Source organism: Pseudoduganella sp. jia 9, from assembly GCF_055502615.1.
Genome location: NZ_JBUPWE010000019.1, coordinates 126,070 through 151,507 on the forward strand (window position 1 = coordinate 126,070; position 25,438 = coordinate 151,507).

The window sequence follows — 25,438 nt, forward strand, 5'->3', positions numbered from 1 at the left end:
GCGCCGGCCGGATAGCAGCCGGATAACAGCCGCATAACAGCCGGACAACAGCCGGGTTCGTATCGCCGTGCAGGTACGGTGACACGAACCCGGCTGTTGCTTTTCCTTCCGCTTCTTCTTCCCTGTGTGGCCCACCCTGACTACAATATTGCTATCCCCCGCCTGAAATAACCCTTCCGCACCGTGGAGGTGTCCATGCACGACGATCCGCTGACGCCGCTCGCGCGTGATCTTGCGTACATGCTGGTCTATGCCGGCTGCGAGCCCGAGCCCGGCCGCTTCACCAGCGATCTTCCCATCGCCGGCGACGTGTGGCTGCATTTCGCGGCCGACCTGCGCTTCGCCGGCGAAGCGTCGCTGCTGCTGACCCCTCACTGCGACGTCGATCCGGCCACGCTGCGCCAGGCGGTCGCCGCCTGCCACGCGGACCGGGCTGCGCGCCGCGCGGCACCCGCCATCGCCACCAACGAGTCCCACCTGCTGGCGCGGCTCGACTTCTTCGGCGTGCTCCACCTGCTGCCGCTCACGGCCTGGTGGCGGCGCCACATTGCGCCGGTGGACAATCCCGATGCGGTAGCCGCCGCGCTGCGCGGCGAGCGCACCGCGCAGGAACTGGGCCGGCAGGTGCTGGAGCACCTGCGCTCGGTGGCGACGATCGGGCGCTTCAAGGACGTGGGCCGCATCGTGGTCGATGCAGTCCCTGGTGCGCGCAGCGCCGGAGAACAGGGCGCGCTGGTGCGTCTCGTCAACGTGGCGGCGCTGTACGTGGGCCTGGGCCTGCTCGGCGTGACGCGCGACAGCATCGGTGAAGCGGCACTGCAGGCCCGTATCCACGGCGCCGTCCGCGCAGTACTGGACGTGCTGGCCGACTGCTGCGACCGGTACTGCGGCGAGCGGCACCGCGGCGATGCAGGCAGCGGTGCCGCGGTGCCGCCGCTGTGGCACATCGCCCGCAACCGGCCCGCGCGGCACGCGGTCTTCACCAGCCGGCGCACGGTGAAGGCCGATGCGGCCGGCCGCGTGTTCGACACCGGCGGGAGCGGCGTGCGCTGGGCCATCGTCGATTCCGGCATCGACGCCGGCCATCCGGCCTTCGCGGGCGACGGTGCCCGCGGCGGCGACGGCGGCGGTGACGGCGGCGGAGATTCCAGCGTTGACTCCTGCGACCCGCGCCAGTCGCGCATCGTGCAGACGCTGGACTTCACGCGCCTGGCCGGTCTCACCGACGGCACCCTGCCGGAAACCGTCATGGCCGGCCTCGCCGGCCAGCCCGGCGGCGCCGCCCTGCTCGACCGTGCCGCCCGCCTCGGCCGCGACCTGGCCGGCGGCCGCATGCTGGACTGGTCGCTGCTCGAACCGCTGCTGGCGGTGCCCCATGCGCCGGACGGCTACGTCGCGCCGGCCGACAGCCACGGCACCCACGTCGCCGGCATCCTCGGCGCCGGCTGGTACGGCCGGCGCTACCTGGAACGCCGGCTGCCCCTGCCGGCCGAACTGGCGGACCATACCGACCTGCTGGGCATCTGCCCGGCGATCGAACTGCTCGACCTGCGCGTGTTCGACGCCGACGGACTTGCCGACGAGTTCACGATCCTCGCCGCGCTGCAGTACGTGCGCTACCTGAACGGCAGCCGCGACCGGCAATATGTGCATGGCGTGAACATCAGCCTGTCGCTGCACCATTCGGTACGCAGCTGGGGCTGCGGCAGCACGCCGGTATGCCTGGAATGTAACCGCCTGGCCGGCAGCGGCGTGGTGGTCGTGGCGGCAGCAGGCAACTGCGGCTTCGACGAGGCCTATGCCCGCACCAGCATGGGCGGCGCCTACCGCGGCCAGAGCCTGACCGATCCCGGCAACGCGCAGGCCGCGATCACGGTGGGCGCCACGCACCGCAGCGACCCGCACCTGTACGGCGTATCGTATTTCTCCAGCCGCGGCCCGACGGGCGACGGCCGCGCCAAGCCCGACCTCGTGGCACCGGGAGAAAAGATCACCTCGACGGCACCCGGCGCGCAGACCGCCACGATGGACGGCACCAGCATGGCGGCGCCGCACGTCTCCGGCGTGGCCGCGCTGCTGCTGGCGCGCCATCCCGAACTGATGGGCCACCCGGACCGCGTGAAGGACGTGCTGCGGCGTTCGGCCACGGACCTGGGCCGCGAACCGGCGTTCCAGGGCTGCGGCCTGGTCGATGCGCTGCGCGCGCTGCAGGCGGTATGACGATGGCGGCCCGGGGCGCAGCCATCTTCTCGCTGGAAGCGCTCGATGCCGCCGAGGGCGACGCATTGATCCTGCACTACGGCGACAGCAGCGCGCCCCGCCACCTGCTGATCGACGGCGGCCCGCGCGCCACCTGGCAGCGCACGCTGCGCCCACGCCTCGCGCAGATCGCCGGGCGGCTCGGCCGGATGCCGCTGGAAATCCGCCACATCCTCGTCACGCACCTCGACGGCGACCATGTCGGCGGCGTGCTCGCGCTGGCCGAAAGCCTGGGCGCCGAAGACTGCCCGGCCCAGTGCGACCGCTTCTGGCTGAACACTTTCGATGAGGCGCTGCTGGCGCACCTGCCCCAGCCGGCGCGCGCCGCGATGGCGGCGCTCGATGGCCCCGCGCCGGCCGGCCTGGATGGCCAGGGCCGTCCCGCCAGCCTGCGGGCCGCCGAGGCCAGCGTGCGGCAGGGACAGGCGCTGCTGCAGCAGATGGAACGGCTGCGCACGGTGGTCAACGGCGGCGCCACCTCGCTGGTGGCGGACGGCGGGCCCGCCATGCTGCCGCTCGACCTCGGCGTGCTGGACGTACGGCTGGTCTGCCCGAACATCGCGCACCTGCGCAGGCTGTCCATCGAGTGGGAGCGCAAGGCCGTCAAGGACGGCGCGGCCACCGCCGATTACGTGGATTCGTCGGTATTCAACCTGTCCAGCCTGGTTCTAGTCGTCACGGCGCGCGGTGCGCAGGGCCGGCGCGTGCGGATGCTGCTGACGGGCGACGCGCGCGGCGATCACGTGCTGGCGGCACTGGAGGAAGCAGGCCTGCTGGATGCGGATGGCCGGGTCTACTTCGACGTGCTGAAGGTGCCGCACCACGGCAGCAACCGCAACCTGGCCCCCGCGTTCTTCGAGCGGGTGCAGGCCCGCCACTACGTGATCTCGGCCGATGGCCGGCACGACAATCCGTCGGCGGAAACGCTGGTGTGGATCGCGGCCGGCGCCCGCAAGCGGGGCTGGTGCGTGTGGCTGACCAACCGCAGCAACCCGCTGCGGCCGGCGCTGGCCGCCAACATCGCCGCCGCGCTGAAGGCGGCGCCGAAGCTGAAGGCGCACCTGCGCACCCGCAAGGCGGACGCGCCGGGCATCATGGTCGACCTGCTGGCCCCGGTAACGTACTGAGAGCGAACCTGGACGGTGGACTACCGGCTCACCCGCGGCCCGCGCGGGGCGCACCGCGCCGCTCCACGGCGGCGGCCTGGCTGGCGGCACCGAAGCGTGCCAGCGCGTAGTCCAGCGACGGCAGCAGTGCCCCGCGCCGGGTGGCCAGCAGCGGCGCCACCGCTTCGTCGTCGACGTCGTGCTGGACCAGCATCGCGCCCAGCCCCAGCTGCGCGGCGGCACGCGCGACCAGGCTGACGGCCGCCACGCCACCGTCGTTGAACAGGTGCCAGGTGCCGTGTTCGCCGTCGACGGCCAGGTCCAGGCATGCATCGACCAGGTCCGGCAGGTAGGTGGGCGCCAGCACCAGGTCCTGCGGCAACGCCACCAGCTGGCCGTCGCGCAGCGATGCCAGCGCCTGGCCCAGCAGGCCGACGTCTCCATCGGCGCTGAAAAACTGGCCGCTGCGTACCACCAGCGCGCGCGGGTTGGCGCCCAGCACGCGGCGTTCGGCTTCGGCCTGGCAGCGGCCGAACGCATCGAGCGGCACCGGCGTTGCGGACTCGTCGCGCACTCCCTCGACGCCGGCCAGCACGGCGGCGCTGGAAAACATCTGGTACGGCAGGCCATGCCGTCCGGCGGCCAGCGCCAGCACGACGGCGCCGGCCACGTGGGCGCGGTACTGCTCTTCCATCCGCCCCACTTCCGTCATGCCCGGCGCCGGCGGCCGGCTGCCGGCCGCATTGACGATCGCCCACGGCCGGTGCCGGCGGATCATGCGCTCGACCGCTTCCGGGTCGGTGGCATCCATCGTGTCGCGCCCCGCCAGCACGCATGGCAGGTTGCGCGCCTTGCAGCGGGCGGCGAAGGCGCGGGCCAGCGCGCCGCTGGCCCCCGCCACCAGGATCGGCGGCATCGGCGCCCGCGCCTGCTGGCGTTCGGTCAGCGAGACCGTCACGGCAGGCGCGGCAACCGGGCGGCACAGGAAGCGGCCCGGCCGGTGCCACCAGCCGCTGCCGTGCAATACCGGATGATCGAGCTTGCGGCCGCTCGACAGCCGCCGCATCAGGTCGGCGACGGCGGTCGGCCGCGGTTCGGCGCCGCGCACGTCGAAGGGCCCCGGTTCGTAATAGCCATGGCAGGCCGTCACCAGGCAGTTCCAGTCGTAGGAGCCCAGCAGCGCCCACACGGTGACGGCGCGGATGTCGGCGCCCGCATCGCGCTGCGCCTGGGCGGCCTGCCACGTTTCGCGCAGCCAGCGCAGCTGGTCCTCGCGATGCGCATCGATGTGCGCCTCGGTGATCGCCACCGGCAGCCTGTAGCGCTCCCATACCTCGCCCAGCAACGGGCCGATGCCGCGCGTGGGGTTGGCCAGCACGCGCGCCGTTTCCATGTCCGCGTGGCGCACCCCCTTGTATTCGTGCACGTGGCTGTCCGGGAAGCGCTCGACGCGATGGTCGAGCCAGCGCTCGCTGGTGATGTAATAGTTGACGCCGACGATGTCCGGCGGGCACGGGTTATCGCGGAACCATTGCAGTTCTTCCGGCGCGGCGCCCGATTTCAGCATGAAACCGTACAGCGCGTGTTCCGGCCCGACCATGCCGCACAGCAAGTCCCACGACAGCCAGCGGCGCTCGTTGAAGAAGTCGACCAGTTCGGCCATCTCGGGCGTGCCATAGGTGCGCGACAGGTCGTCGGTCTGCACCAGTTTCGCGTCGGGATTGACTTCGCGGATCGCCCGCATCGCCAGCACCGTGGCGCGGCACTGGTTCAGAAGTGCCCGGACGAATGCCTGCTCCGAGCGGGCATGGGGATACCAGACGCCGGACAGCGCCGAGAAGCGCGCCGTCGTCAGCGGCTCGTTGACCGGCGTGTAATACGTCAGCCACGGATAGCGGCGCGCCACGGCGCCGGCAAACTCGGCCAGTTTCTCGGGAAAACATGGCGATACCAGGCTGGTATGCCTTGGTCCGCTGCCGTGGTGCACCAGGCCGGCGATCGGTTCCACGCCCAGGTCGCGCAGGCGCGGCAGGCGTGCGTCGGACCAAGACCAGTCGGCGTTCTCGACGCCGTCCGGCGCGGTGTGTTCCCACAGGACCGGATAGCGCACGGCACGGATCCCCAGCGAGGCGAAACGATCGATGTCGTCGAGCCGGTCGAGGTGGCCGTTGCGTTCCATCTGGCTGAAGTACCGGTCCGACACGCGGTTGATCGTGCATTCGAGGCCGCCCCACAGTTCGAGGGGCGCGGAACCGTTTACATCGTTGCTCATGTTGACTCTCCAGTGTTGACCCGCCACCAGCTTAAAACCGCACCGTACAGGCCGGCGTGGGCGGAGGGGCAACAGCCCTGTCGGACAAAACGCCGTGGTGCGGCGCGGAAGAGTCCTATAAGTGTTGACAACTACCGTCATTTACATGAAACGCGCGCCTTCTTGTTCATGCCTTGGCGCGCGCCAGACGCAGCCCGGGGCGGAGCAACGCAACAGCCACCATGGCAATCCGGCGAGATCCCACGACGAACGCAAGATCCCGTACGCAGCGGAGAACGTATGGAAACAGGCCAGACAAATATGGGGACAGACCCTGTTTTCCAGGCAACTTTCAGCGCGGCAGGGCGAGCAGTGCGTCGTCGAAGATGGCGACGGCGCGTGTCCAGCCGGCGGAGCCGCGCCGTACCTTGTGGGGGAAGCAGCTGATGTAGAAGCCATGGGAAGGCAGCGATTCCAGCGCGTGCAGTTTCTCCAGGTGGCAGTAGCCGATATCCCGGCCGGCCTTGTGGCCTTCCCAGATCAGCGCCTTGTTGCCCGTCTCGGCGATTTTCTTCGCGGTGTACGAGAACGGCGCGTCCCAGCTCCACGCGTCCGTGCCGGTCAGCCGCACGCCGCGCTCCAGCAAGTACATCGTTGCTTCATAGCCCATGCCGCAGCCGGCGGAAACGTAGTCGTTGTGGCCATAGCGGCTGCCCGCGCGGGTGTTGACGACGACGATGTCGAGCGGACGCAGTTCGTGGCCGATACGCTCCAGTTCAGCGGCCACGTCGGCGGCGGTAGCCACGTAGCCGTCCGGGAAATGGCGGAAGTCCAGTTTCACGCCCGGCTGGAAGCACCATTCGAGCGGCACTTCGTCGATCGTGATCGAGGCCTTCTTTTCGCCGGTGGCGGCATCCATCGTCGAGTGGAAATGGTAAGGCGCATCGAGGTGGGTGCCGCTGTGGGTCGTCATCGTCACCCACTCGGCGGCGGCGGCTTCGCCGTCCGGATAATCGGCCTCGGTGGTGCCGGGGATCATCGCCATGAATTCATGCAGCGTGTCCGTGTGTTTCTGGTACGTGATCTTCGGCGCCAGCGGCGGCGGGTCGGACAGCACTTCGTTCTCGAGGAAGATGGAAAGATCGATGAAGCGGCGTGTCATGGGGTCTCCGGCTTGTTGTCAGATGTCGCGTGAAGCGTACTGCCCGCGCCGGCAACCGCAAAATGGATTGTATCGATCACAGGTATCGACAAAACCGATGGCCGGCCCGCCTTCCCCGCGCGGCGGATGTGGCATCATCTTCCGCATAAAAAATATCCGGAGACACCCATGCGTTTCAACCGCCTCGACCTCAACCTGCTGGTCGCGCTCGACGCGCTGCTGAGCGAAAAAAGCATCACCCGCGCGGCCGGCCGCCTGAACCTGAGCCAGTCGGCCACCAGCGGCGTGCTGGCGCGCCTGCGCGAGTACTTCAAGGACGAGCTGCTGGTCCCCGTCGGCCGCACGCTGATCCTGACGCCGCTGGCCACCAGCCTGAGCGACCCGGTGCGCAAGGTACTGCTGCAGATCCAGGCCACGATCGACATCCGCCCCGAATTCGATCCCGCGACGGCCAGCCGCGCCTTCCGCATCCTCGCCTCCGACTACATCTCGACGGTGCTGCTGGGCGACCTGGGCCAGCGCTTCGCCGCCACCGCGCCGCACATCACGCTCGACGTGCTGCCGACGACGTCGAACCCGATCGACCTGCTCGAGCGTGCCGAGGTGGACCTGATCGTCCTGCCCCGCAAGTTCATCGCCGAGACGCACCCGGTGCACGTGCTGTTCGAGGAAACCTACACATGCATCGCCTGGACCGGCAATACCCAGGTCGGCGATGCGCTGACGCTGGACCAGTACATGGCCCTGGGCCACGTGTCGTCCCGCTTCGGCGCCGCGGTGACGAGCTTCGAAGAGTGGTTCCTGAAGGTGAGCGGCTACGACCGCCGCATCGAAGTCACGACGACCAACTTCACCAGCATTCCCCACTTCGTGATCGGCACGAACCGCATCGCCACGATGCATACGCGGCTGGCGCGCACGCTGGCGCGCTACTACCCGATCCGCCTGCTGCCGCCGCCACTGGACATCCCGGCGCTGGAAATGTGCATGCAATGGAACCACTTCCTCGACCGCGATCCCTCGCACATCTGGCTGCGCTCCGTGCTGGCCGACATCGCGCGTGCCGACCCCTTTGGCGATGCATCCTGCGATGCATCCGGAGATGCATCCAGCATTCCAAACCATTGCATGCCGCAGGAACAGGCGCCCACGCTGGCCGCCTGCTCCTGAACCTCCCCTATTCCACCATCGCCGGCCGCGCCGCCAGGCCGGCCGGCGCCGCCTCCGCCCGCCGCCGCGCCGTCGGCATCACGAAGCAGGCCAGGGCCGGCAGCAGCACCAGGGCTCCCATCATATTCCACAGGAACATGAACGCCAGCAGGATGCCCATGTCGGCCTGGAACTTGATCGGCGACAGGGCCCAGGTGGCCACGGCGATCGCCAGCGTCACGCCGGTCAGCAGCACAACCTTGCCGGTGAAGCGCAGCGCGTGGCGGTAGGCTTCGCGCAGCGAATCGCCGGCCTGCTGGCGCGCCAGAAGGATGCTCATCACGTACAGCGCATAGTCGATGCCGATGCCCACGCCCAGCGCGATCACCGGCAGCGTGGCCACCTTGATGCCGATGCCGAGCCACACCATCAGCGCCTCGCACAGCACGGAAGTCAGCACCAGCGGTACCACCGCGCAGACCACCGCGCGCCAGGAACGGAACGTCACCAGGCACAGCACGATGACCGCCGCATACACCCAGTACAGCATTTCGCGGCTGGCTTCGTGGACGACGATGTTGGTGGCTGCCTCGATCCCCGCGTTACCGGCCGCGAGCAGGAATTTGACGTCCTGCGTGTCGTTGTCGCGGGCGAACTCCTCGACGACCTTCACCACGCCGGCCAGCGTGTCGGCCTTGTGGTCGGTCAGGTAGGCATACACGGTGAGCAGGTTGCAGGTGTCGTTGTACAGGCCGCGCGGCGCCCCCGCCGTGACCATGTTCAGCGCGCCCTGGTTATGCACCAGCTCGTACCATTTCAGGCTGCCTTCGTTCATGCCGGTCAGCACGCGCCGGTTCAGCAGCGCCAGCGAATTGGTGGTTTCCACCGCCGGCAGCTGCGACAGCCGGTATTCCAGCGCATCCACGCGCATCAGCGTGTCGTAGCTGGCGCAGGCGTTGTCGGGCGTCTTCACCATCACGGCAAACACGTCGCTGCTCGCCGCGTAATGGCTGACCACGTAGGCGTTGTCGCGGTTGTAACGCGAGTCCGGCCGAAGTTCCGGCGCGCCCGGATCGAGGTCGCCGATCTTCACGTGCAGGCTGGTGTAGTAGCCGCCGGCGCCCAGCAGGGCCGCGATGGCGATGGTGGCCGCCGCGGTGCGCCGTTCGGTGAACCGTTCGAGCAGCGTCCAGCCGCGCTTGCCGCCGCCGTGGGCTGATTCGGACGTCTCGGCGGCCTCGGCGCGCAGGCTGCGCCGCGCCGCTTCGGCATCCACGCCCAGCCAGGACAACAGGATCGGCAGCAGGATCAGGTTCGTCAGGATCAGCGCCGCGACGCCGATGCTGGCCACCGCCGCGAGATCCTTGATCACCTTGATGTCGATGATCGCCAGCACGGCAAAGCCCACCGCGTCGCACAGCAGCGCCGCCAGGCCGGCCAGGAACAGGCGCCGGAACGTGTAGCGCGCCGCGACCAGTTTATGGGTGCCGCGGCCGATGTCCTGCATGATGCCGTTCATCTTCTGCGCGCCGTGGCTCATTCCGATCGCGAACACGAGGAACGGCACCAGCATCGAGTACGGATCGAGCCCATAGCCGAGCAGCGGCAGCAGGCCCAGTTGCCACACCACCGCCACCAGCGAACAGGCCACCACCAGCAGCGTGCTGCGCGCGCAGCGGGTGTACCAGTACAGCATCGCCGCCGCGATCACCGTCGACGCGGCGAAGAACAGCAGCACCTGCCGCAAACCCTCGATCAGGTCGCCCGCCACTTTCGCGAAACCCACGATGTGCAGCTCGACATTCCCGCCGGCGTACTTGGCGCGCAGCTGTTCGAGCTGTTCACCCAGCACCGCATAGTCCAGCGGCTTGCCGTCGGCGCCGCGGTCCAGCAGCGGTACGTACAGGATGCTGGAACGGCCGTCGACCGCCACCAGCTGGCCGATCTCGCCGGAACGCGCCACGTTCTCGCGCACCTGGGCGACGCTGCGCGGCGAGCCGTCGTAGTCGTTCGGAATCACCGGGCCGCCTTCCATACCCTCCTCCGTCACGCCGACCCAGCGCGTGGACGGCGTCCACAGCGATTTCATGTAGGTGCGGTCGACGCCCGGGACCAGGAACAGCTCGTCGCTGATCTTCTGCAGCGTGGCGAGATACTGCGCGTCGTACACGGTGCCGCCCTTCGCCGCGACGGCGATGCGCACCGCGTTGCCAAGCCCGCTCAGCTGGTCGCGATGCTCCAGGTAACTGGCGATGTACGGATGGCTGGCCGGGATCATGTCCTCGAAGCTGGCATTGAGCTTCAGGCGCGTGGCCTGCCAGCCCAGCGCCAGCGTCGCCAGCAGGCAGGCCAGCGCCACCAGCAGCCGGTGGTTGAACAGCAGCCGTTCCAGCGCGCTGCCGGAGCGGGTATCGAATTGCGACAGGTCGCGGATCACCGCCTGTTCGCCTGCGGAAGCGCCGAAACTCATGGCGCACCTCCTTCCAGCGCGGCGGCGGCGATGCGCGACACGCCGCGCACGCCGGCCACCAGCACGTCGCCGTCGGCGGTGGTTGCCAGCGCCGCGATCGGTGCCGGCGGCGTGGCCAGCTTCACCATCCGGGCAGGCCGGTCCGTCGTGCCGGCACGGTACACATGGCCGGCCTGGTCGGCCAGCAGCACGCCGCCAGGGCCGGTGGCGGACGCGCTCAGCGATACCGGCGCGTAGCCGGCCAGCTGTTCGAATCCCTGCCCGCTCCAGCGGAACGCGTTGCCGCGCAGGCCGGCGAACAGCATGCCGCCGTCGGGCAGCGGCCGGGCCGTGAACCAAGTTCCCCGGTATGGTGCCTGCACGCGCGTGAAATTGCGACCGCCGTCCAGCGAGCGGGCCAGGTAGCCCTGCTCGCCGGCCAGCCAGGTTTCGTCGCCGCGCGCGGCGATCGCGTACACGTGCAGGCCATCCGGATTGTCGATCGCGTGATTCAGGACCGCCCAGGTGGCGCCGCCGTCCTCGGTGCGCAGCGCCAGGCCATAGGCGCCGGCCACGATGCCGCGCCGGGCGTCAAAGAAGTGCAGGTCAAGCAATGGCTTGTCCGGACCGTCGGCGGCAAACTGCCGCGCGGTCGCGGCCAGCGCCTCGTTGCCGCGCGCGGCGGTGTCCAGCAGCCGGATGATGCCACGCCCGTCCAGTTGCCGGCGCCACGTGGCGCCGCCGTCCGCGCTGTGCAGCACCACGCCGCCGTGGCCGATCGCCCATACCTGCTGCGGCGTGACGAAGCGAACCGCCGTCAGCGTGACGCTGACCGGCACCTGCGCCTGGCGCCATTTCCCGCCGCCGTCGTCCGACAGCAGCACCAGCCCGCGCTCGCCGACGGCGATGGCGCGTCCGCCGAGACGGTCGAGGCCCAGCATGACCCGGTGCTGCGCCTGGCGGTCCTGCACGGCCGGGCGGTCCAGCACCGCGTTGACTCCCGCCACCGCCACCGGTGCGGGATTTGCAATGGCTGCGGCCGGCGCCAGGCAAGCCCCGATCAGGACATTGATGAAGCGGCCCATCAGCGCAACCCCGCGCCGGAAAGCGCTTCCTGGCTCCACGTCGCTTCCGGCCAGCGTGGCATCTGTTTAAACTGGGTCGCCTTTTCCGTCACCAGGTCGCTGACGAACCACGTGCCCGACACCAGGTCATAGAAGCCGAACGTGATGCTGGTGGTGGCCGGCAGGTCCGGCATCGTGACCGGCAGCGACCACAGCGTCTTCCACAGCTGGCCGTTGGCATCCCAGCGGTCGGCCAGCGCGCCGGTCCACGAATCCTCGTCGATGTAGTACACGCTGCGCGGCGCCAGGTGACGCTGGCCGGCCTTCAGCTTTGCTTCCACCACCCACACGCGGTGCAGTTCCCAGCGCACGCTGTCCGGGTTCAGGTGGTTCGCCGCCAGCACGTCGGCATCCTTGCCCTTCAGCGAACGGTTGCTGTTGTACGGGATGTACATTTCCTTCTTGCCCAGGATCTTCCAGTCGAAGCGGTCCAGCCGGCCGCCGAAGATATCGATTTCGTCGAAGCTCATCACGCCCGCCGTGGCCGGTGTCGGCGTATCGCAGCAGGCGTTCGGCAGCTTGCGCGTGCGACGCTGGCCCGGCAGGTAGACGTAGCTGGAGTCCTTTTCGGGATCGAGATTGAGCTTGCCGTTGATCGCCTCGCCCGCGCGGATCGGCGGGCCGGAATTGACCAGCCGGATGGTCCAGTAGGTGCCGTTGAATTTTTCCGGCGACGCGTCCTTGTAGTAGTACGGCATGCTGCCGTCGGCCGTGCCGTCCACCGTCATCACGGGCTTGCCGGCCGCCGTGGTCAGATAGGAACGGAACGGCTTTTGCCAGTCGGTGCCGCGCCAGCGCAGCAGGTGGTTCCACATCACCTCCGCGCCGGTCTTCGGGATCGGGAACGGAATGCCCGCATACGCGCCTTCCGGCACCAGTTTGTCGCTCAGCTTCGCACGCGTGGCGTTTTTCAGCGTGTTGGCATACACCCAGTCCGGCGCGGCCGCGGTGCGGTGGGTCGGGTAGACATCGATGCGGTACGACGGGTATTTCTTCAACATCGCCTTGCTGCCGTCGGACAGCTTGTCGGCATGCTGTTCCATGTTCTTCGCCGTGATCGAGACGAGCGGCTTTTCGCCCGCGAACGGGTCCTGGTCGCGCCGCCCGCCATTGCCGAAGCCGGCGGCCGGTTTGACGAGACCGCCATCCCAGGCGGGAATCGTGCCATCCTTGTTGCCGGCTTTTTCGGCGCCCAGCGGCGTCAGGGTCTTGCCCAGTTGCGCCGCCTCCTCCGCGGTTGCGGCGTGGGCGCCACCGGCAAACAGGACGGCTGCGAGGGCGAGAGGCAGGTACTTCATGCGGGTCATGGGGTGTCTCCGTTCTGGTATTTAAAAGGTGCGGCGCACGGACAGCGAGATGAAATCGCGGTCCTTCATGGCCTGGCCATAGGTGTAGGCGGTTTGCGGCAGCGTTCGCGCCGCGTGCGTCAGCACCGTTGGCGTATCCTCGCGGCCGTAGTAGTGGGTGTAGTTCAGCGATACAAACCACGCGCTTTCGTAGACGGCATTCAGGCCGGCGCTGATGTCGCCGCCGCGCTGCACGCCGAAGCTGCTGCCGAGGGCAAGCGAGCGTCCGGCCGGCGCGTAGCCGAGGCCGATCGGCACCGACAGATCGAGCCCGCCCGCCACCTGGCGGTAACTGGGTTCGTACACGACCCGGATCGCGGTCCCTTCGCGGCGCGCGTTCGGATCGATCATCGTGGCGTTCTTCGTGATGCTGGTCACCCGGTTCCAGGCGATCTCGCCCACCAGCGATGCTTCGCGGGCGATGAAGCTGGGACCGAGCGAAGCCAGCACCGACACGTTCAGGTGCGCGGTGCGGCCCACCGGGTAGACCGGATTGCCGCTGTTGTCCGACGCCGCCACGGGGCCGCCGAACGCCGCGGGCACGAGGCCGAACAGGTCGGCCGTGCCGGCATGCGACAGGGGCGCGTTGTGGCGCACGGAAGCCTCGGCGGAGAAGTTGAACTCGCCCAGCGTGGTCGTCGCGCTGGCGCCGTAGGTGCGGATGCCTTCGTGGTAGTACAGCGAATACGTGTGCAGGCCGGGAGCCAGTACTACCTGCGGCGTCTTGTCGTGGTAGCGCGCGGCATAGAAGCCGAAGTCGACGCCCAGGCCTTCCGGGCTCCATTTCAGCTGGACGCCGCCCTGCCCCGAGTTCTTCGCCAGGCGGTCGTGTGCGCGTGTCAGCGCCACCGGGCGGCCCGTCGCATCGACACCGGTGAAGAGCTGCTCGCCACCCTCGTCGAGGAAGTCGACGGTCGAAAAATAGCTGCCGGCGCCCGGCAGGCGGCTGTTCTCCCAGCGGTACTGGTAATAGGCGCCAACGCTGACATTGGCGCCGGCCTGGATCTGTCCGGACACCTGGCCGACCGGCCGCAGCAGTTCCTTGAACTGCGTGCCGGGCACCGACAGGCCCTTGACCACGTCGATCGGCTGCTGGGCGCCGGCAATACCGTTCATGCCGAAGAACAGTGTCTCGCCATACACCAGCGCATGGCGGCCGGCGCGTACCGTGAACGGCATCTCGCCCACGGTGCCTTTGGCGAACACGAACGCGTCGAGCAGCTCGGCCTTCCTGCCATGCAGCTTGCGGGTCGCTTCCGTAAACTCGCCCGCCGGTACGGATACCGCGTTGTAGGTGGGCTGGAACGGGTTGTCGGTGGAACGGTTGTACATGCCGTCGTACCAGGCCGCCCCGCTGACGCGCACACCGAAGTTTCGATAGGATACGTCCAGCTCGGACAGCAGGTCGACGCGGTTCGAGACAAAACCCTTGCCGAAATTGCGGCCGCCGTCGTCGGTATTGACCGTGTTCTCGCCCGGCGTGACCTGCACGGCCGACGGGTGCTTGAGCCGGTAGGCGGCGCTGTACTTGACCGTATTGTCCCAGCGGACCGCCAAGTCGGGAATGGTGGTGGCGATTTCCGCCGCCTGGGCGCCGGCCATGGCGGCAAGCGCCGCAGCCACGGCCGCCGTCATGCGTGCTCTGGTGTGTTGCATCGTGTCTCCTTGGTTTTATGCGGGACGAACGGGCCCGCCGCGCATGTCTGTGCGCGTTTCTTGGGTTTGTTGCTGCTGCGAGGTGATGCGGTGCCTTGAATGAAGGCGGGAGGTTGCGTTTTCTTGTTGGTCAAGAATACCCAGGCCGCGAGGCGCCGAAAAATGGTTTATGGCGATGCGAGATATCGGCAAATGCGATGCGGCCGCAGCAGCCGAGCCCGGTATGGCATCAATCATGTCGCTTTACATACTGTCCTTCACGGCGGCACATGACCGGCGTCTCCGCTTAGCCCCTCGCTTAACCCCTCGCTTAACCCCTATTAACCTCGATTAACGAGGCAACGCGTGTCACGGGGAATACAGTACCAATCAGACACCGTCCCGGTGTGCCCGATAACCCCTGACCTGTTGGAGATAACCGTGAACCGACCCGATTCGATTGACCAGATTGATCGCCAGCGCCCATCCGGGCGGCACGCCCTCGCGGTACCTGTCATTCACTACAAAAAGGTGAACATCGACGGCGTCGACGTGTTCTACCGCGAGGCAGGCCCTGCCGACGCCCCGGTGCTGCTGTTGTTGCACGGCTTTCCCACGTCGTCCCATATGTTCCGCAATCTCATACCCCTGCTGGCCGACCGGTACCATGTGATCGCGCCGGATTATCCCGGCTATGGCCAGAGCGATGCACCCGACCGGTCCGGATTCGCGTACACGTTCGCCAACCTGGCGACCCTGATCGAGAAGCTGACGGTTGCTCTGGAGGTAACGAAATACAGCATGTATGTGATGGACTACGGCGCGCCGATCGGTTATCGGCTTGCGCTGAAACACCCGGAACGGGTGCAGGCACTGATCGTCCAGAACGGCAATGCCTACACGGAAGGGCTCGCGGCATTCTGGGATCCGATCAAGGCATACTGGGCCGATAAATCCTTGGCCAACCGCGAGGCGCTTGCCCATCTCGTTACGCTCGAGCTGACCAGGTTCCAGTACACGGACGGTGTCGGCGATACCAGCCGGATCAGTCCCGACAACTGGGTGGTTGACCAGGCATTGCTCGACCGGCCCGGCAATCGCGAGATTCAGCTCGACCTGTTGGGCGACTACGGATCGAACGTTCCCCTCTATCCCGATTTTCAGGCGTTTTTCCGCCAGTATCAGCCGCCGACCCTGATTGTGTGGGGCAAGAACGACGTGATATTCCCGGAGCCGGGCGCCCATCCATACCTGCGCGACCTTCCCGCGGCGGAGTTGCATATCCTCGATTCCGGGCACTTCGCGCTCGAAGACAAGCTCGACGTGATGGCGCCGCTGATCCGGGACTTCCTCGACCGTACGTTGTAGAGCGAAACGCTGGATGCCAAGGAGAACGTCGATGCAAACCACCATGCAAACCAAACCCAGCGTACTGGCCTCCGGCGGCGGCGCGATGCTGCTCGATCCTGCCGACACGCTCGTGCTGCTGCTCGATCATCAGTCCGGCCTGTTCCAGACCGTCAAGGATATCCCGGTGGCCGACCTGCGACGCAATGTGGAAACGATCGCCAGGCTGTGCACGCTGCTGGGGATTCCCGTGATGACCACGGCATCGGAACCGGCCGGCACCAATGGTCCGCTGATGCCGGAAATCCACGAACTGGCGCCCCACGCCGTCTATGTGCCGCGCAAGGGCGAAGTGAACGCCTGGGACAACGATGATTTCGTTGCCCAGGTGCGCGCCACCGGCCGCAGGACGCTGGTGATGGCCGGTGTGTGGACCAGCGTGTGCGTGATGTTCCCCGCGCTCGATGCGTGCGCGGCTGGCTATGAGGTGTATGCCGTGATCGATGCGTCTGGCGACCCGAGCGAGATGGCCTCGCGCGTTTCGCTGGCGCGATTCGTCCAGGGCGGCGTGCGCCCCACGACGACGAATGCGCTGCTGTCCGAACTGCACCGGACATGGGCGCGCCCGGAAGCAGCCGAGCTGGCCAAGCTGTATGGACTGGTCGCCCCCAACTATGCGGCCGTCGCGGAAAGTTATTTCCGGGCCCAGCAGGCACTGCGCGAAACGCGTTAGCCGGCAGCGAGATTGAAACCGGAAACGTTGCGGCTTTAGAACAGATCGCATCGTTCCGCCTTGACCCGGAAATGAAACATATGAATCGTAGAGATTTTCTTGCGTCCAGCCTTGCAACGGCCGCCACGGCGGTGCCCGGGCAGGCCGGTGCGCGTGATGAGCGCACCGCCGGCATCACGGCTCCCGTACCGGATGGCCTCAATCCGCCCGGAATCCGCACCGGCGGCGTGAAGATGGTGCCGGTAGTCGGCGGCAAGTACAAGGTATGGACCAAGAAGATCGGCGACGGCGCCGTCAAGGTCCTCCTGCTCCATGGCGGGCCTGGATTCTCGCATGACTATCTGGAGGCGATGGAATCGTTCCTGCCACAGGCAGGCATCGAAATGTACTACTACGACCAGCTGGGCTGCGGCAATTCCGACCACCCGGAGGATCCTTCCCTGTGGACGCTGCCCCGATACATGGCGGAGCTGGAGGAAGTCCGCAAGGGCCTGGGCCTGGACAAGTTCGTGTTGTATGGTCATTCCTGGGGCGGGCTGCTCGCCATCGAGTATGCGCTGCGGCATCAGCGCCACCTGCGGGGCCTCGTGATCTCGAACATGACGGCTGGCATCCAGTCAGTGCTTCGCCACCTGGAGACGATCAAGAGGCGGTTGCCCACGACGGTGCGCGCGCAACTGGAAGAGCTGGAGTCGCGCGGCGCATACGACACGCCCGCCTACGAGGAAATCATGATGACCTATTTGTATCCGCAAGTGATCTGCCGGATTCAGCCGTGGCCGGAGGCGGTGGTCCGTGCATTTGGCAGGGTCAACAAGAAAATCTACAATCAGATGCAGGGAGCAAGCGAATTCGTTATCAACGGCAACCTGAAGGACTGGGAGCGGTGGGACCGCCTGCCGGAGATCAAGGTTCCCACATTGGCGCTCGGCGCGGTCCACGACGAAATGGACCCAGCCGATATCCGCAAGATGGCGTCGCTGCTGCCCCAAGGACAGGCGGAAATCTGCGCAACGGGAAGTCACCTGTCGATGTGGGACGCACAGGCTGACTATTTTTCCTACCTGATGACATTCCTGCGCAAGGTTTGAACGCAGCGGCCTGGGCCTGTAGCGGAGACGCTCATCTCGATGCCGTGCCGAAGATCGCGCCCCCGGCCAACGTCGCATCCGCTATCTTAACGAAAGGAGCTGCATGAAGGCATTTCACTTCGACGCCCTGGAACTGACCGGCCGCGCGCGCACCCATGTGCAGCAGTACGCACAACCGCGTTTCGCGGCGCGTCCTGAAGTCGCCTCCGCCTTCCTCGCGCTGCGCGCGGCGGCGCGTGGCGACGGCATCGACTTGCTGCCGATCGCGTCATACCGCCCGTTCGACAAGCAACTACATATCTGGAATCGCAAGTTCAGCGGCGAGGCGGTGTTGCACGACCAGCAAGGCCTGCCGGTCAACCCGGCGCGCCTGGCTCCGCGCGAGATTGTGCATGCAGTGTTGGGCTGGTCCGGCCTGCCGGGGGCCAGCCGGCGTCACTGGGGGACCGACATCGATGTGTTCGACCGCATGGCGATGCCGCCCGGCTACCGGACAAGGCTCTTGCCGCAAGAAGCAGCGCCAGGGGGCGTCTACGAACGCCTGCACGCATGGCTCGACAGGCATATTGCCCGCTTTGATTTTTTCCGGCCATATCGTACTTACCGGCGCGGCATGTATCCAGAACCCTGGCACCTGAGCCATGGGCCTTCGGCTGACGCTGCGCTGGCCACCTACCGGGACTACGGCGTCGACCTGCTGGCATCGGCTCTGCGCGAAGCCGACATGCTGGGCCGCGACCTGGTGCTGGAGATGCTGCCGGATCTGTTCAACGACCACGTGCTGGATGTCGACGCGTTCCATGCTTGAAAGATGTGGCGGTCGCCAGCCAGGGAAAGGCGGCATCGCGTCAAGGTAGATCCAGAAGATCGAGATATCCGCGCCGCATGCAGATCGCTACCGCATGCGCCCGATCGTTGGCACCCAGCTTCGGCAAGATGTTGCGCATGTACGTTTTCACCGTTTCTTCCCCGATCCCCAGCTCCCGGGCGATTTCCCGGTTCGAACTGCCGCAGGCAACAAGGCGGATGATCTCGCACTCCCGCGGCGTCAGATCGGCCTTGATGGTGCCGTCGCGGCTTCCGAGTTCCGGCGGCCAGAATTGAAGACCCGCATGCACCGAGCGGATCACGCCAAGCATGTTTTCCAGCAGCATGCTCTTGAGCAGATAGGCCGATGCACCCGCCTTGCGTGCCTGCTTCATCAGCGCGTCGCCGTCATAAGTGCTGAGTACAACGACCCTTGCCGATGGCGAGTGGCGCCGGATGCTCGCAATTGCCGAGAAGCCGTCGCCGCCGGGCATGCGCAAGTCCATCAAGGTTACATCCGGGATTGTCTTCTTGAACGCTTCGACAGCCGAAGCACCGTCGCCCACGCTGGCGACCAGTTGTATGTCCGGTGCGCCGTCCAGCATGTAGCGGATTCCTTCCCGCATGAGGTGATGGTCGTCCGCAAGGAGAACGCGTATTCGACGTGGAGATTTTTCATTCATGGCGGACCGTCTGTCAGTTGAAGCGTTCGAAGCGGGGCTACCTTCATCGCACCCGGGCATCGGCCGGGCGCCAGGCAATCAGACGGACCTGTGCCTGCCCTTGCGGACCGTCGTGCGGGTCTCGTAAGCCAGCACTTTATTGATCCGCAGGGATATTGTCGTTCCACGATCTGTCTCGCTGCTGACATGAAGGTCCGCCCCGATGAGCTTTGCACGTTCCAGGATACCTTGTATGCCCCAATGCCCGTCTTCCCGATCGTCTGCTGCTCCGGTCCTGGAGAATCCACGTCCATTGTCCGTCACCGTCAGAAGGAACTCCTGGCGGGTATAGTCGACCTGCAGGGTGATCAGGTCCGCCTCGGCGTAGCGGGCGGCATTGAACAGGGCCTCCCGGCCGATCGCGTAGATGTCCTCATAGATGCCCGCTTTTAACGGGCGTGGCGTGCCGGTCAGGCGCGGCTCGAACGTGTGTGACCCCATCGCAGTCAACGTGTGGCCGAATTCGGACAGGACGTCGAACAGCGTGCTGCTTGTGGCCGGAACGCGCAGATCCATGATCTCGTTGCGCCCCTCGACCAGCAACTGCTCTGCCAGCTTCAAGGCATTCTGGAGACGCTCGCGGCCGGCGGCCTCCCTGGGCATGGCATGGTAATGCGAGCCGAACGCCAGAATCAGGCCCTGCACGCTCTGAAGCAAGGTGTCGTGCAGTGAGCGGGCGATCCTCGAGCGTTCGGCCAGGCGCGCCTGAATCTGCTGCGTCACGACACGGATGCGCAGCACGTGCCCTGCATACAACAGCAGCATGACAAAGGTCGCGAGCAGCAGCTTGAACCAGATGGTTTGCACGAACGTCGGCGGCAGGCGGATTTCCACGGCGGCGAGATCGGGATGCCAGACATTGTCCTCGTTTGCCGCGCTGACCTCGAAACGGTAGGTCCCCGGCTTGATGTTGGTGTAGAACGCTTCTCTTCGCTCGTTGGGTTCCTGCCATCCGGGATCGACTCCCGTCAGCCGGTAGCGAAAGCGCGTCCGCTCCGGCATCTTCAGGCTCAGCGCGGTAAATTCGATGTGCAGGTCGGTGGCACCTTTCTGCAGGCGAACGACACCGGCGTCGCTCACGGGTACCTTGCTTCCGCCGCTGGAGACACTGCGTATCAGCACCGGCGGCGCGATGCGGTTGCGTGGAATGTTCCCGGGGTCGAGCGTGAAGGCGGCGCTGCTGGTGATGAACCAGAGCTTGCCGTCATCGGCGCGAACGAGCGATGGAACGGGACGCATCTGCATCGCATGTCCCACCAGGCCGTCGTGCGCATCGAACCGTTCGAACGATGGCAGGTAATCGGGTTTGCGCAGCCACTCGGTAAGCTCCGCCGCGACGATGTGATAGATCCCGTCGGCGCCATGCATCCACAGGTCGCCCTCCGATGTCCGCACCAGACCGGACACGCCCCTGAAGCTTTCCTTGCCACGTCCGCGCAGCCCGACAATCCGCCCCTCGCGATGCAGCATCACGCCCCGTTCACCGCTCAGCCACATTGCGTCCTGGTCCGGCACGATCTGCAATACGGCGCCGATGTCCAGTCCTGCCGCCGTATCCAGCCGGTGCGTCGGCCGCCCGCCGCTGTCGGTAATGGTCACCGTATTGTTCGGATGCGCAAACCAGAGTGCGCCCTTGTGATCGCTGGCGATCGCCAGCGTCAACGCGTTCGCATGGTTTCCCACCTCATCGGCACGCGTCCATTGCGCGCCGGCCAGGCGGTACAACGGGCCACTCGAATACGACACCCACAAACTGCCGTGGCCGTCACGGATCATCGCCTGCGGATAGAACCCCCGTGTTTCCTCGGGCGCGGGCGTGACCGATAACCTGCCCTCGCGGCCAAGTTCGTAGATGCCGTGATCGGTCCCGAAAAACGCGGTATCGTCCGGCGCGCGATAGCTCGCCGTGATCGAGCCTTTCGCGCGGATCCTGTCCCGCTGCTGGACGGTCTGGCGGTAGACGGCGCCGTTGGCACGATCGCCGATGAGGACCGACGCACGCGGGCCCAATGCGACCCCGGGCTCTTCCAGCGGTTTGTCGAACACGACCGGGGTGAGCCGGTTGCGGCGCAGGCGATCGATCCCGGTCGCCGTGCCGATCCAGATATTTCCCTCGCGATCCTCGAAGAAGCTCTGCGCCTGCGGGCCGCTCATGCCCACGGCTTGCGTGAGCCGCTGATGCGGATAGCCGATACCCGCGCTGCCGAAGCGCCGCTCCACGCCATCCGGATGCAGAACCCACATCGTCTGGTCGGTACCGAAGCGCATGCCCATGCCGGGAAACTCCGGCGCGAGCGTACGCCCCCCGGCTGGCGCGGTCGTCCGCACCCTGAAATAACGGTACTTCGGATCCCTGGCCCAGATCGTGCCGTCGGGTGCCTCGACGATCGACAGCAGCTGGACTCTTGGCCATGCCTGCGTGAAGCGCTGCTGGCCCGGCTTGCGGAAAAACAGGCCCTGCAAGGAACCGATCCATTGCGTGCCATCTCCAGCGATCAGGATCTGGTAGACGAACTTTTCCGGCAAACCCACTTCGTTGCCCAACACCTTGAAGCGGTTCGCACCCGGCGCCAGCCAGGCAACGCCGTCGCGCGTGCCGACCCATACCGAGCCGTCGGCAACCGCCTCGATATGAATGACGCCTCCGATGGGAAGCCCCTCCGCCTCGCCGAATTTCCGGCTGCCTCCCGGGCGCAGCAGAGTCACGCCGCCGAGCCGATAGCCCACCCACACGCCTTCGCGGGGATCCGCCACCAGGCCGATCACATTGCTGGAATCGAGGCGCTCTCCGTACACGCTGTCGACGCGTTCGAAGCGCAGGCCGTCGAAACGAAACAGGCCTGTTGCCGTGGCCACCCACATCCAGCCATCGGCGGTCTGGGTGATTTTCAACACGTCGACCGGTGCGTTCTGCAGCCGTTCCCACGCCGTATGCGTGAAGTCCGAGAGCAAAGGCGCCGGTGGAGCGGGCCGGGCAGTCGCGTGGCTCAAGAGCAGGCAAATGACCAGCATGTAACGAAAGAGACGCTGAATGCTCACGGGGATTGGCGCAGTTTGGACCTTTTGATTGTATCGGACAACATCGGCGCGCCAGCCGGTGGCTTGCAAAAATTGCCTCGGATGTACCTAGATCTAGGGATGCGACCGTGCTGGAATGATCGGAAAATACAATCACTCGGCCTGATCTGGCGAGTGAGAAACGGCATATTGGATGTAGCGCTATCAAATCAAACCGGAGGTGAGTCGATGGAAGCATCCATTGCAAAGGTGTCCGAGGCCGCCGAAGCATATGAAGCAAATGCAGAAGTCCCTGACGTGAAGAAAACCATGGAATATCTGTTCGGGCCATTTCGCTTCATTCCCGCACGCCGCACATTACATTGTGGAGATATTCCACAACGTATCGGCAGCCGTGCATTCGACATCCTGGCCATCCTGGTCGAGCATCCAAGCGAGCCGGTCAGCAAGCGCGAACTGATCAACCGAGTCTGGCCCACTTCGGTTGTCGAGGACGGCAACCTGAAAGTCCATGTGTCGGCATTACGGCGTACGCTTGGCGAATTCGAGCAAGGGTCGAATTACATTGCAACGATTATCGGTCGTGGTTACTGCTTTGTCGCGCCAATTCAGGCCAACAGGATTGCTGCGGAACGCCAGCATCGATTAGCGCGCTCCGATTGATTTTCAAGGCAACGGCCGAGCGTTTTCCCAGGCATTGTGAAGTCGCAGCGCGCGCTCGATCAGCGCGTCGCTGTCGCCGTCATGGATGAAGCCGAGCCGCGCAGCGATGCCCGCCACCTGGCGCGGCATGCGGCCGAACAGCTGTTCGATCCGCGGTTCCGGCTGCCAGCGGATGCCGGCGACGGCTTCCGTGCCGAAGCGCCTGGCCAGCGCGGCGACCACTTCCTCCACGGTCAGCCGCAGCACGGGCAGCGTGACGGCGCGGCTTTCCGGCATCAGCGCCGTGTCGAGCACCGCCGCGTGGACGAGGTTGTCGATACAGGCCTGCAGCGACATCCACCAGCAAGCCGCCGCCGGCGATACCGGGCAGGTGTACGGCTCTCCATGCTGGGCGGCGCGCAGGATGGCGCTCATGAACGCCGAGCCATGGCCGGCCGACAGCCCGGGCCGGGCAACGATACCGGGCAGCCGCAACGAGATGCCGTCCACCAGGGCGCGCCGGGCCAGGTCGGCCAGCACGATTTCGGCCGCCAGCTTGTGGGCGCCATAGCTGATGCCCGGCCGGGCGGGCGTGGCGTCGTCGATCGTATCGGGCAGATCGCTTCCATACACGGCGATGCTGCTGGCGTAGACGATGCGCGGCGCCGCTTCCTGCGAGGCGGCGCGCTCGAACAGCGCCAGCGGCGACATCAGGTTGACGCGGTAGCCCAGCGCAGAATCGCGTTCCGCCTCCGCACCGGGCACGCTGGCGAGGTGGAACAGCACGTCGACCGGCTCGTCGAACAGCACATCGAGCACTTTCTCGACGCCGAAGTCGCCGTGGATGAGGCGCACGCGCCCGTCGTCCGGCGCATCGTCGAAGCGGCGGTCCACCAGCGTCAGGCGGGTGACCGGCGGCTGCCCCGGCAGCCCGTGCGCCGCGAGCCGGTGCGCCAGCGCGGCGCCGACGAAACCGCCGGCGCCGGTGATCACGATATGCATGGCGCGCCCCTCACCCGGCGGCGGGAGAACGGACCACGCGCTGGTCGATGGTGCCGAACGGCGCATTGCCGGCGCCGTCCCGCGCCTCCATCCATACCCGGTCGCCGAAGCGCATGAACTCCGTGCGCGGCTCGCCCTGGTCGATGATCTCGATCACGCGGCGCTCGGCGATGCAGGCCGAACCCGCGGCGCGGCTTTCGTTCGACACGGTGCCCGAACCGATCACCGTGCCGGCCGACAGCCGCCGCGTGCGCGCCGCATGGGCGATCAGCTGGCCGAAGCCGTAGTTCATCTCGGCGCCGTTCGGATTGCCAAACCATGCGCCATTCCACTGCACGTGCAGGTCCAGCCTGACGCGGCCGTCATGCCAGGCATCGCCCAGTTCGTCCGGCGTGACGGCGACCGGGGCGAAGCTGGTCGAGGGCTTGCACTGAAAGAAGCCGAAACCCGTCTTCATCTCGCGCGGCCCCAGCTTGCGCAGGCTCCAGTCGTTGACCTGCACCAGCAGCCGTACCCGCTGCAGCGCCGCGGCGGCGCTCGCGCCCATCGGCACGTCGCCGGTGATCACGCCGAACTCCCCTTCGAAGTCGATGCCCAGGCTTTCGTCCGGCAGCGGCACGTCGTCGCGCGGGCCGAGGAAATCGTCGGAGGCGCCCTGGTACATCACGGGAATCGTGTCGAAATCCGGGATCGGCTCGGTGTTGAAGGCCCGCTCCATCAGCCGGCCGTGATTCAGGAAGGCGGAGGCATCGCACCACTGCCAGGTGCGCGGCAGCGGCGCGGCGCAGGCGGCGGGATCGAACGGGAACGCGCCTTCGGCCGTGCCTGCGTTCAGGTCGTCGTACAGAGCGCGCAGGCGCGCCTGCACATCGTCCCAGCGCTCGACCGCGTCGAGCAGGCTGCCCGCGATGGAACCCGCATCGACAGCGCGCACCAGGTCGCGCGACACGAGCACCAGGCGGCCATCCGGCCGGTCCGACTTCAATGTAGCGAATTTCATTGTTTCTCCTCACGGGTTGCCAGCGCAGCGCGCAGGCCGGGTTCATATTCGCCGTCGAGCAGCACGAACAGCATCCGGCACATCGCGCCCGAGCGGTTCGCCCATGCGTGGTTGGTGCCGCGCTGGATGACGATATCGCCTTGCGCAAGCGGCACCTCGCTGTCGTCGAGCACCAGCGTCATCGCGCCCTCGAGCACGATGCCGTAGTCGACCGACTCGGTCCGGTGCATCAGCGGATGCGGCGAATTGGCCTTGACCGTGGACGCGGCGGCATCGCCGATCTGCGTGAAGGCATCCTTCATCCCCGCCGCACCCTGCGCCAGAAACTCGTCGGTATCGGGCGGAATGTCGACGATGCGGATGCGCGAGCCGTGCCGGGGCGGCGGCAGTACCAGCGGTCCGGCCGTCGGGTCGGCGCCGTTGCCGACCAGGGCCGGCGTGGCCGACGTGGACCAGATCTCGTGGAACACGGTGCCGGGGATCTTCTCGATCGGCACCACGGTGGGCAGCGGACCGGCTTCGATGACGATCGCCTTGCCGGCGGCGTCGTGCCCGGTGACGATACGGCGGACGGGTTTCATGCTTGTCATAAATT

General features: G+C 66.7%; 19 protein-coding genes. 8 read left to right on the plus strand and 11 right to left on the minus strand.

The window, feature by feature from the left end; all coding sequences use genetic code 11:
* The first annotated feature begins 195 nt into the window (after positions 1–195).
* On the plus strand, positions 196–2,220 hold the full coding sequence (locus ACY34H_RS24120; protein ID WP_464980008.1) for a S8 family peptidase: 2,025 nt from the start codon (positions 196–198) through the stop codon (positions 2,218–2,220).
* Positions 2,217–3,386 carry an MBL fold metallo-hydrolase gene (locus ACY34H_RS24125; RefSeq protein WP_464980009.1) on the plus strand — a complete coding sequence of 390 codons (1,170 nt, stop codon included), beginning with the start codon at positions 2,217–2,219 and terminating at the stop codon, positions 3,384–3,386. The genes ACY34H_RS24120 and ACY34H_RS24125 overlap by 4 nt, the downstream gene beginning before the upstream one ends.
* A gap of 28 nt (positions 3,387–3,414) precedes the next feature.
* Here ACY34H_RS24125 and ACY34H_RS24130 read toward each other — a convergent pair whose 3' ends face one another.
* Together ACY34H_RS24130 and ACY34H_RS24135 are read right to left on the minus strand one after the other, a co-directional pair.
* Entirely contained in the window at positions 3,415–5,637 is a 2,223-nt protein-coding gene (locus ACY34H_RS24130; protein ID WP_464980010.1) for a family 1 glycosylhydrolase, read from the minus strand.
* 331 nt (positions 5,638–5,968) lie between these two features.
* On the minus strand, positions 5,969–6,778 hold the full coding sequence (locus tag ACY34H_RS24135) for a cyclase family protein (protein WP_464980011.1): 810 nt from the start codon (positions 6,776–6,778) through the stop codon (positions 5,969–5,971).
* A gap of 168 nt (positions 6,779–6,946) precedes the next feature.
* On the opposite strand from ACY34H_RS24135, the gene ACY34H_RS24140 reads away from it, so the two are divergent.
* Positions 6,947–7,948, plus strand: a complete 1,002-nt coding sequence (locus ACY34H_RS24140) for a LysR family transcriptional regulator (protein WP_464980012.1) — start codon at positions 6,947–6,949, stop codon at positions 7,946–7,948.
* Positions 7,949–7,955: 7 nt separating this feature from the next.
* On the opposite strand, the gene ACY34H_RS24145 is transcribed toward ACY34H_RS24140, so the two are convergent.
* From ACY34H_RS24145 to ACY34H_RS24160, 4 genes are read right to left on the minus strand one after another with little or no spacing between them, the layout of a single operon-like run.
* Positions 7,956–10,397 (minus strand): efflux RND transporter permease subunit, encoded by a 2,442-nt coding sequence (locus ACY34H_RS24145; RefSeq protein ID WP_464980013.1) that lies wholly within the window; start codon positions 10,395–10,397, stop codon positions 7,956–7,958.
* Entirely contained in the window at positions 10,394–11,500 is a 1,107-nt protein-coding gene (locus tag ACY34H_RS24150; RefSeq protein ID WP_464980014.1) for a WD40/YVTN/BNR-like repeat-containing protein, read from the minus strand. Before ACY34H_RS24150 ends, ACY34H_RS24145 begins: the two co-directional genes overlap by 4 nt.
* Positions 11,461–12,807: a DUF1329 domain-containing protein gene (locus ACY34H_RS24155; protein WP_464980015.1), complete on the minus strand. Its 1,347-nt coding sequence runs from the start codon at positions 12,805–12,807 to the stop codon at positions 11,461–11,463. The genes ACY34H_RS24150 and ACY34H_RS24155 overlap by 40 nt, the downstream gene beginning before the upstream one ends.
* Positions 12,808–12,828: 21 nt before the next feature.
* Positions 12,829–14,502, minus strand: coding sequence for a DUF1302 domain-containing protein (locus tag ACY34H_RS24160; protein WP_464980016.1), 1,674 nt, complete (start codon positions 14,500–14,502; stop codon positions 12,829–12,831).
* A 420-nt stretch (positions 14,503–14,922) separates the two neighbouring features.
* On the opposite strand from ACY34H_RS24160, the gene ACY34H_RS24165 reads away from it, so the two are divergent.
* The 4 genes from ACY34H_RS24165 (at position 14,923) to ACY34H_RS24180 (ending at position 18,460) form a co-directional block, all read left to right on the plus strand.
* Positions 14,923–15,849 (plus strand): alpha/beta fold hydrolase, encoded by a 927-nt coding sequence (locus ACY34H_RS24165; protein WP_464980017.1) that lies wholly within the window; start codon positions 14,923–14,925, stop codon positions 15,847–15,849.
* 43 nt (positions 15,850–15,892) lie between these two features.
* Entirely contained in the window at positions 15,893–16,561 is a 669-nt protein-coding gene (locus ACY34H_RS24170; RefSeq protein ID WP_464980018.1) for an isochorismatase family protein, read from the plus strand.
* Positions 16,562–16,632: 71 nt separating this feature from the next.
* Entirely contained in the window at positions 16,633–17,652 is a 1,020-nt protein-coding gene (locus ACY34H_RS24175) for a proline iminopeptidase-family hydrolase (protein ID WP_464980019.1), read from the plus strand.
* A 103-nt stretch (positions 17,653–17,755) separates the two neighbouring features.
* Complete coding sequence (locus ACY34H_RS24180) at positions 17,756–18,460, plus strand: M15 family metallopeptidase (protein WP_464980020.1); 705 nt, start codon at positions 17,756–17,758, stop codon at positions 18,458–18,460.
* 40 nt (positions 18,461–18,500) lie between these two features.
* On the opposite strand, the gene ACY34H_RS24185 is transcribed toward ACY34H_RS24180, so the two are convergent.
* Both ACY34H_RS24185 and ACY34H_RS24190 read right to left on the minus strand, forming a co-directional pair.
* On the minus strand, positions 18,501–19,142 hold the full coding sequence (locus ACY34H_RS24185; RefSeq protein WP_464980021.1) for a response regulator transcription factor: 642 nt from the start codon (positions 19,140–19,142) through the stop codon (positions 18,501–18,503).
* Between the two features lie 78 nt (positions 19,143–19,220).
* On the minus strand, positions 19,221–22,220 hold the full coding sequence (locus ACY34H_RS24190; protein WP_464980022.1) for a sensor histidine kinase: 3,000 nt from the start codon (positions 22,218–22,220) through the stop codon (positions 19,221–19,223).
* Positions 22,221–22,427: 207 nt separating this feature from the next.
* Here ACY34H_RS24190 and ACY34H_RS24195 point away from each other — a divergent pair, with 207 nt between their 5' ends.
* On the plus strand, positions 22,428–22,862 hold the full coding sequence (locus tag ACY34H_RS24195) for a winged helix-turn-helix domain-containing protein (protein WP_464980023.1): 435 nt from the start codon (positions 22,428–22,430) through the stop codon (positions 22,860–22,862).
* 3 nt (positions 22,863–22,865) lie between these two features.
* On the opposite strand, the gene ACY34H_RS24200 is transcribed toward ACY34H_RS24195, so the two are convergent.
* Genes ACY34H_RS24200 through ACY34H_RS24210 form a run of 3 tightly spaced genes read right to left on the minus strand, consistent with a single transcriptional unit; the run spans position 22,866 to position 25,433 of the window.
* Positions 22,866–23,843, minus strand: coding sequence for an NAD-dependent epimerase/dehydratase family protein (locus tag ACY34H_RS24200; RefSeq protein WP_464980024.1), 978 nt, complete (start codon positions 23,841–23,843; stop codon positions 22,866–22,868).
* 10 nt (positions 23,844–23,853) lie between these two features.
* Entirely contained in the window at positions 23,854–24,843 is a 990-nt protein-coding gene (locus ACY34H_RS24205) for a fumarylacetoacetate hydrolase family protein (RefSeq protein WP_464980025.1), read from the minus strand.
* On the minus strand, positions 24,840–25,433 hold the full coding sequence (locus tag ACY34H_RS24210; protein ID WP_464980026.1) for a cupin domain-containing protein: 594 nt from the start codon (positions 25,431–25,433) through the stop codon (positions 24,840–24,842). Before ACY34H_RS24210 ends, ACY34H_RS24205 begins: the two co-directional genes overlap by 4 nt.
* Positions 25,434–25,438: the final 5 nt, after the last annotated feature.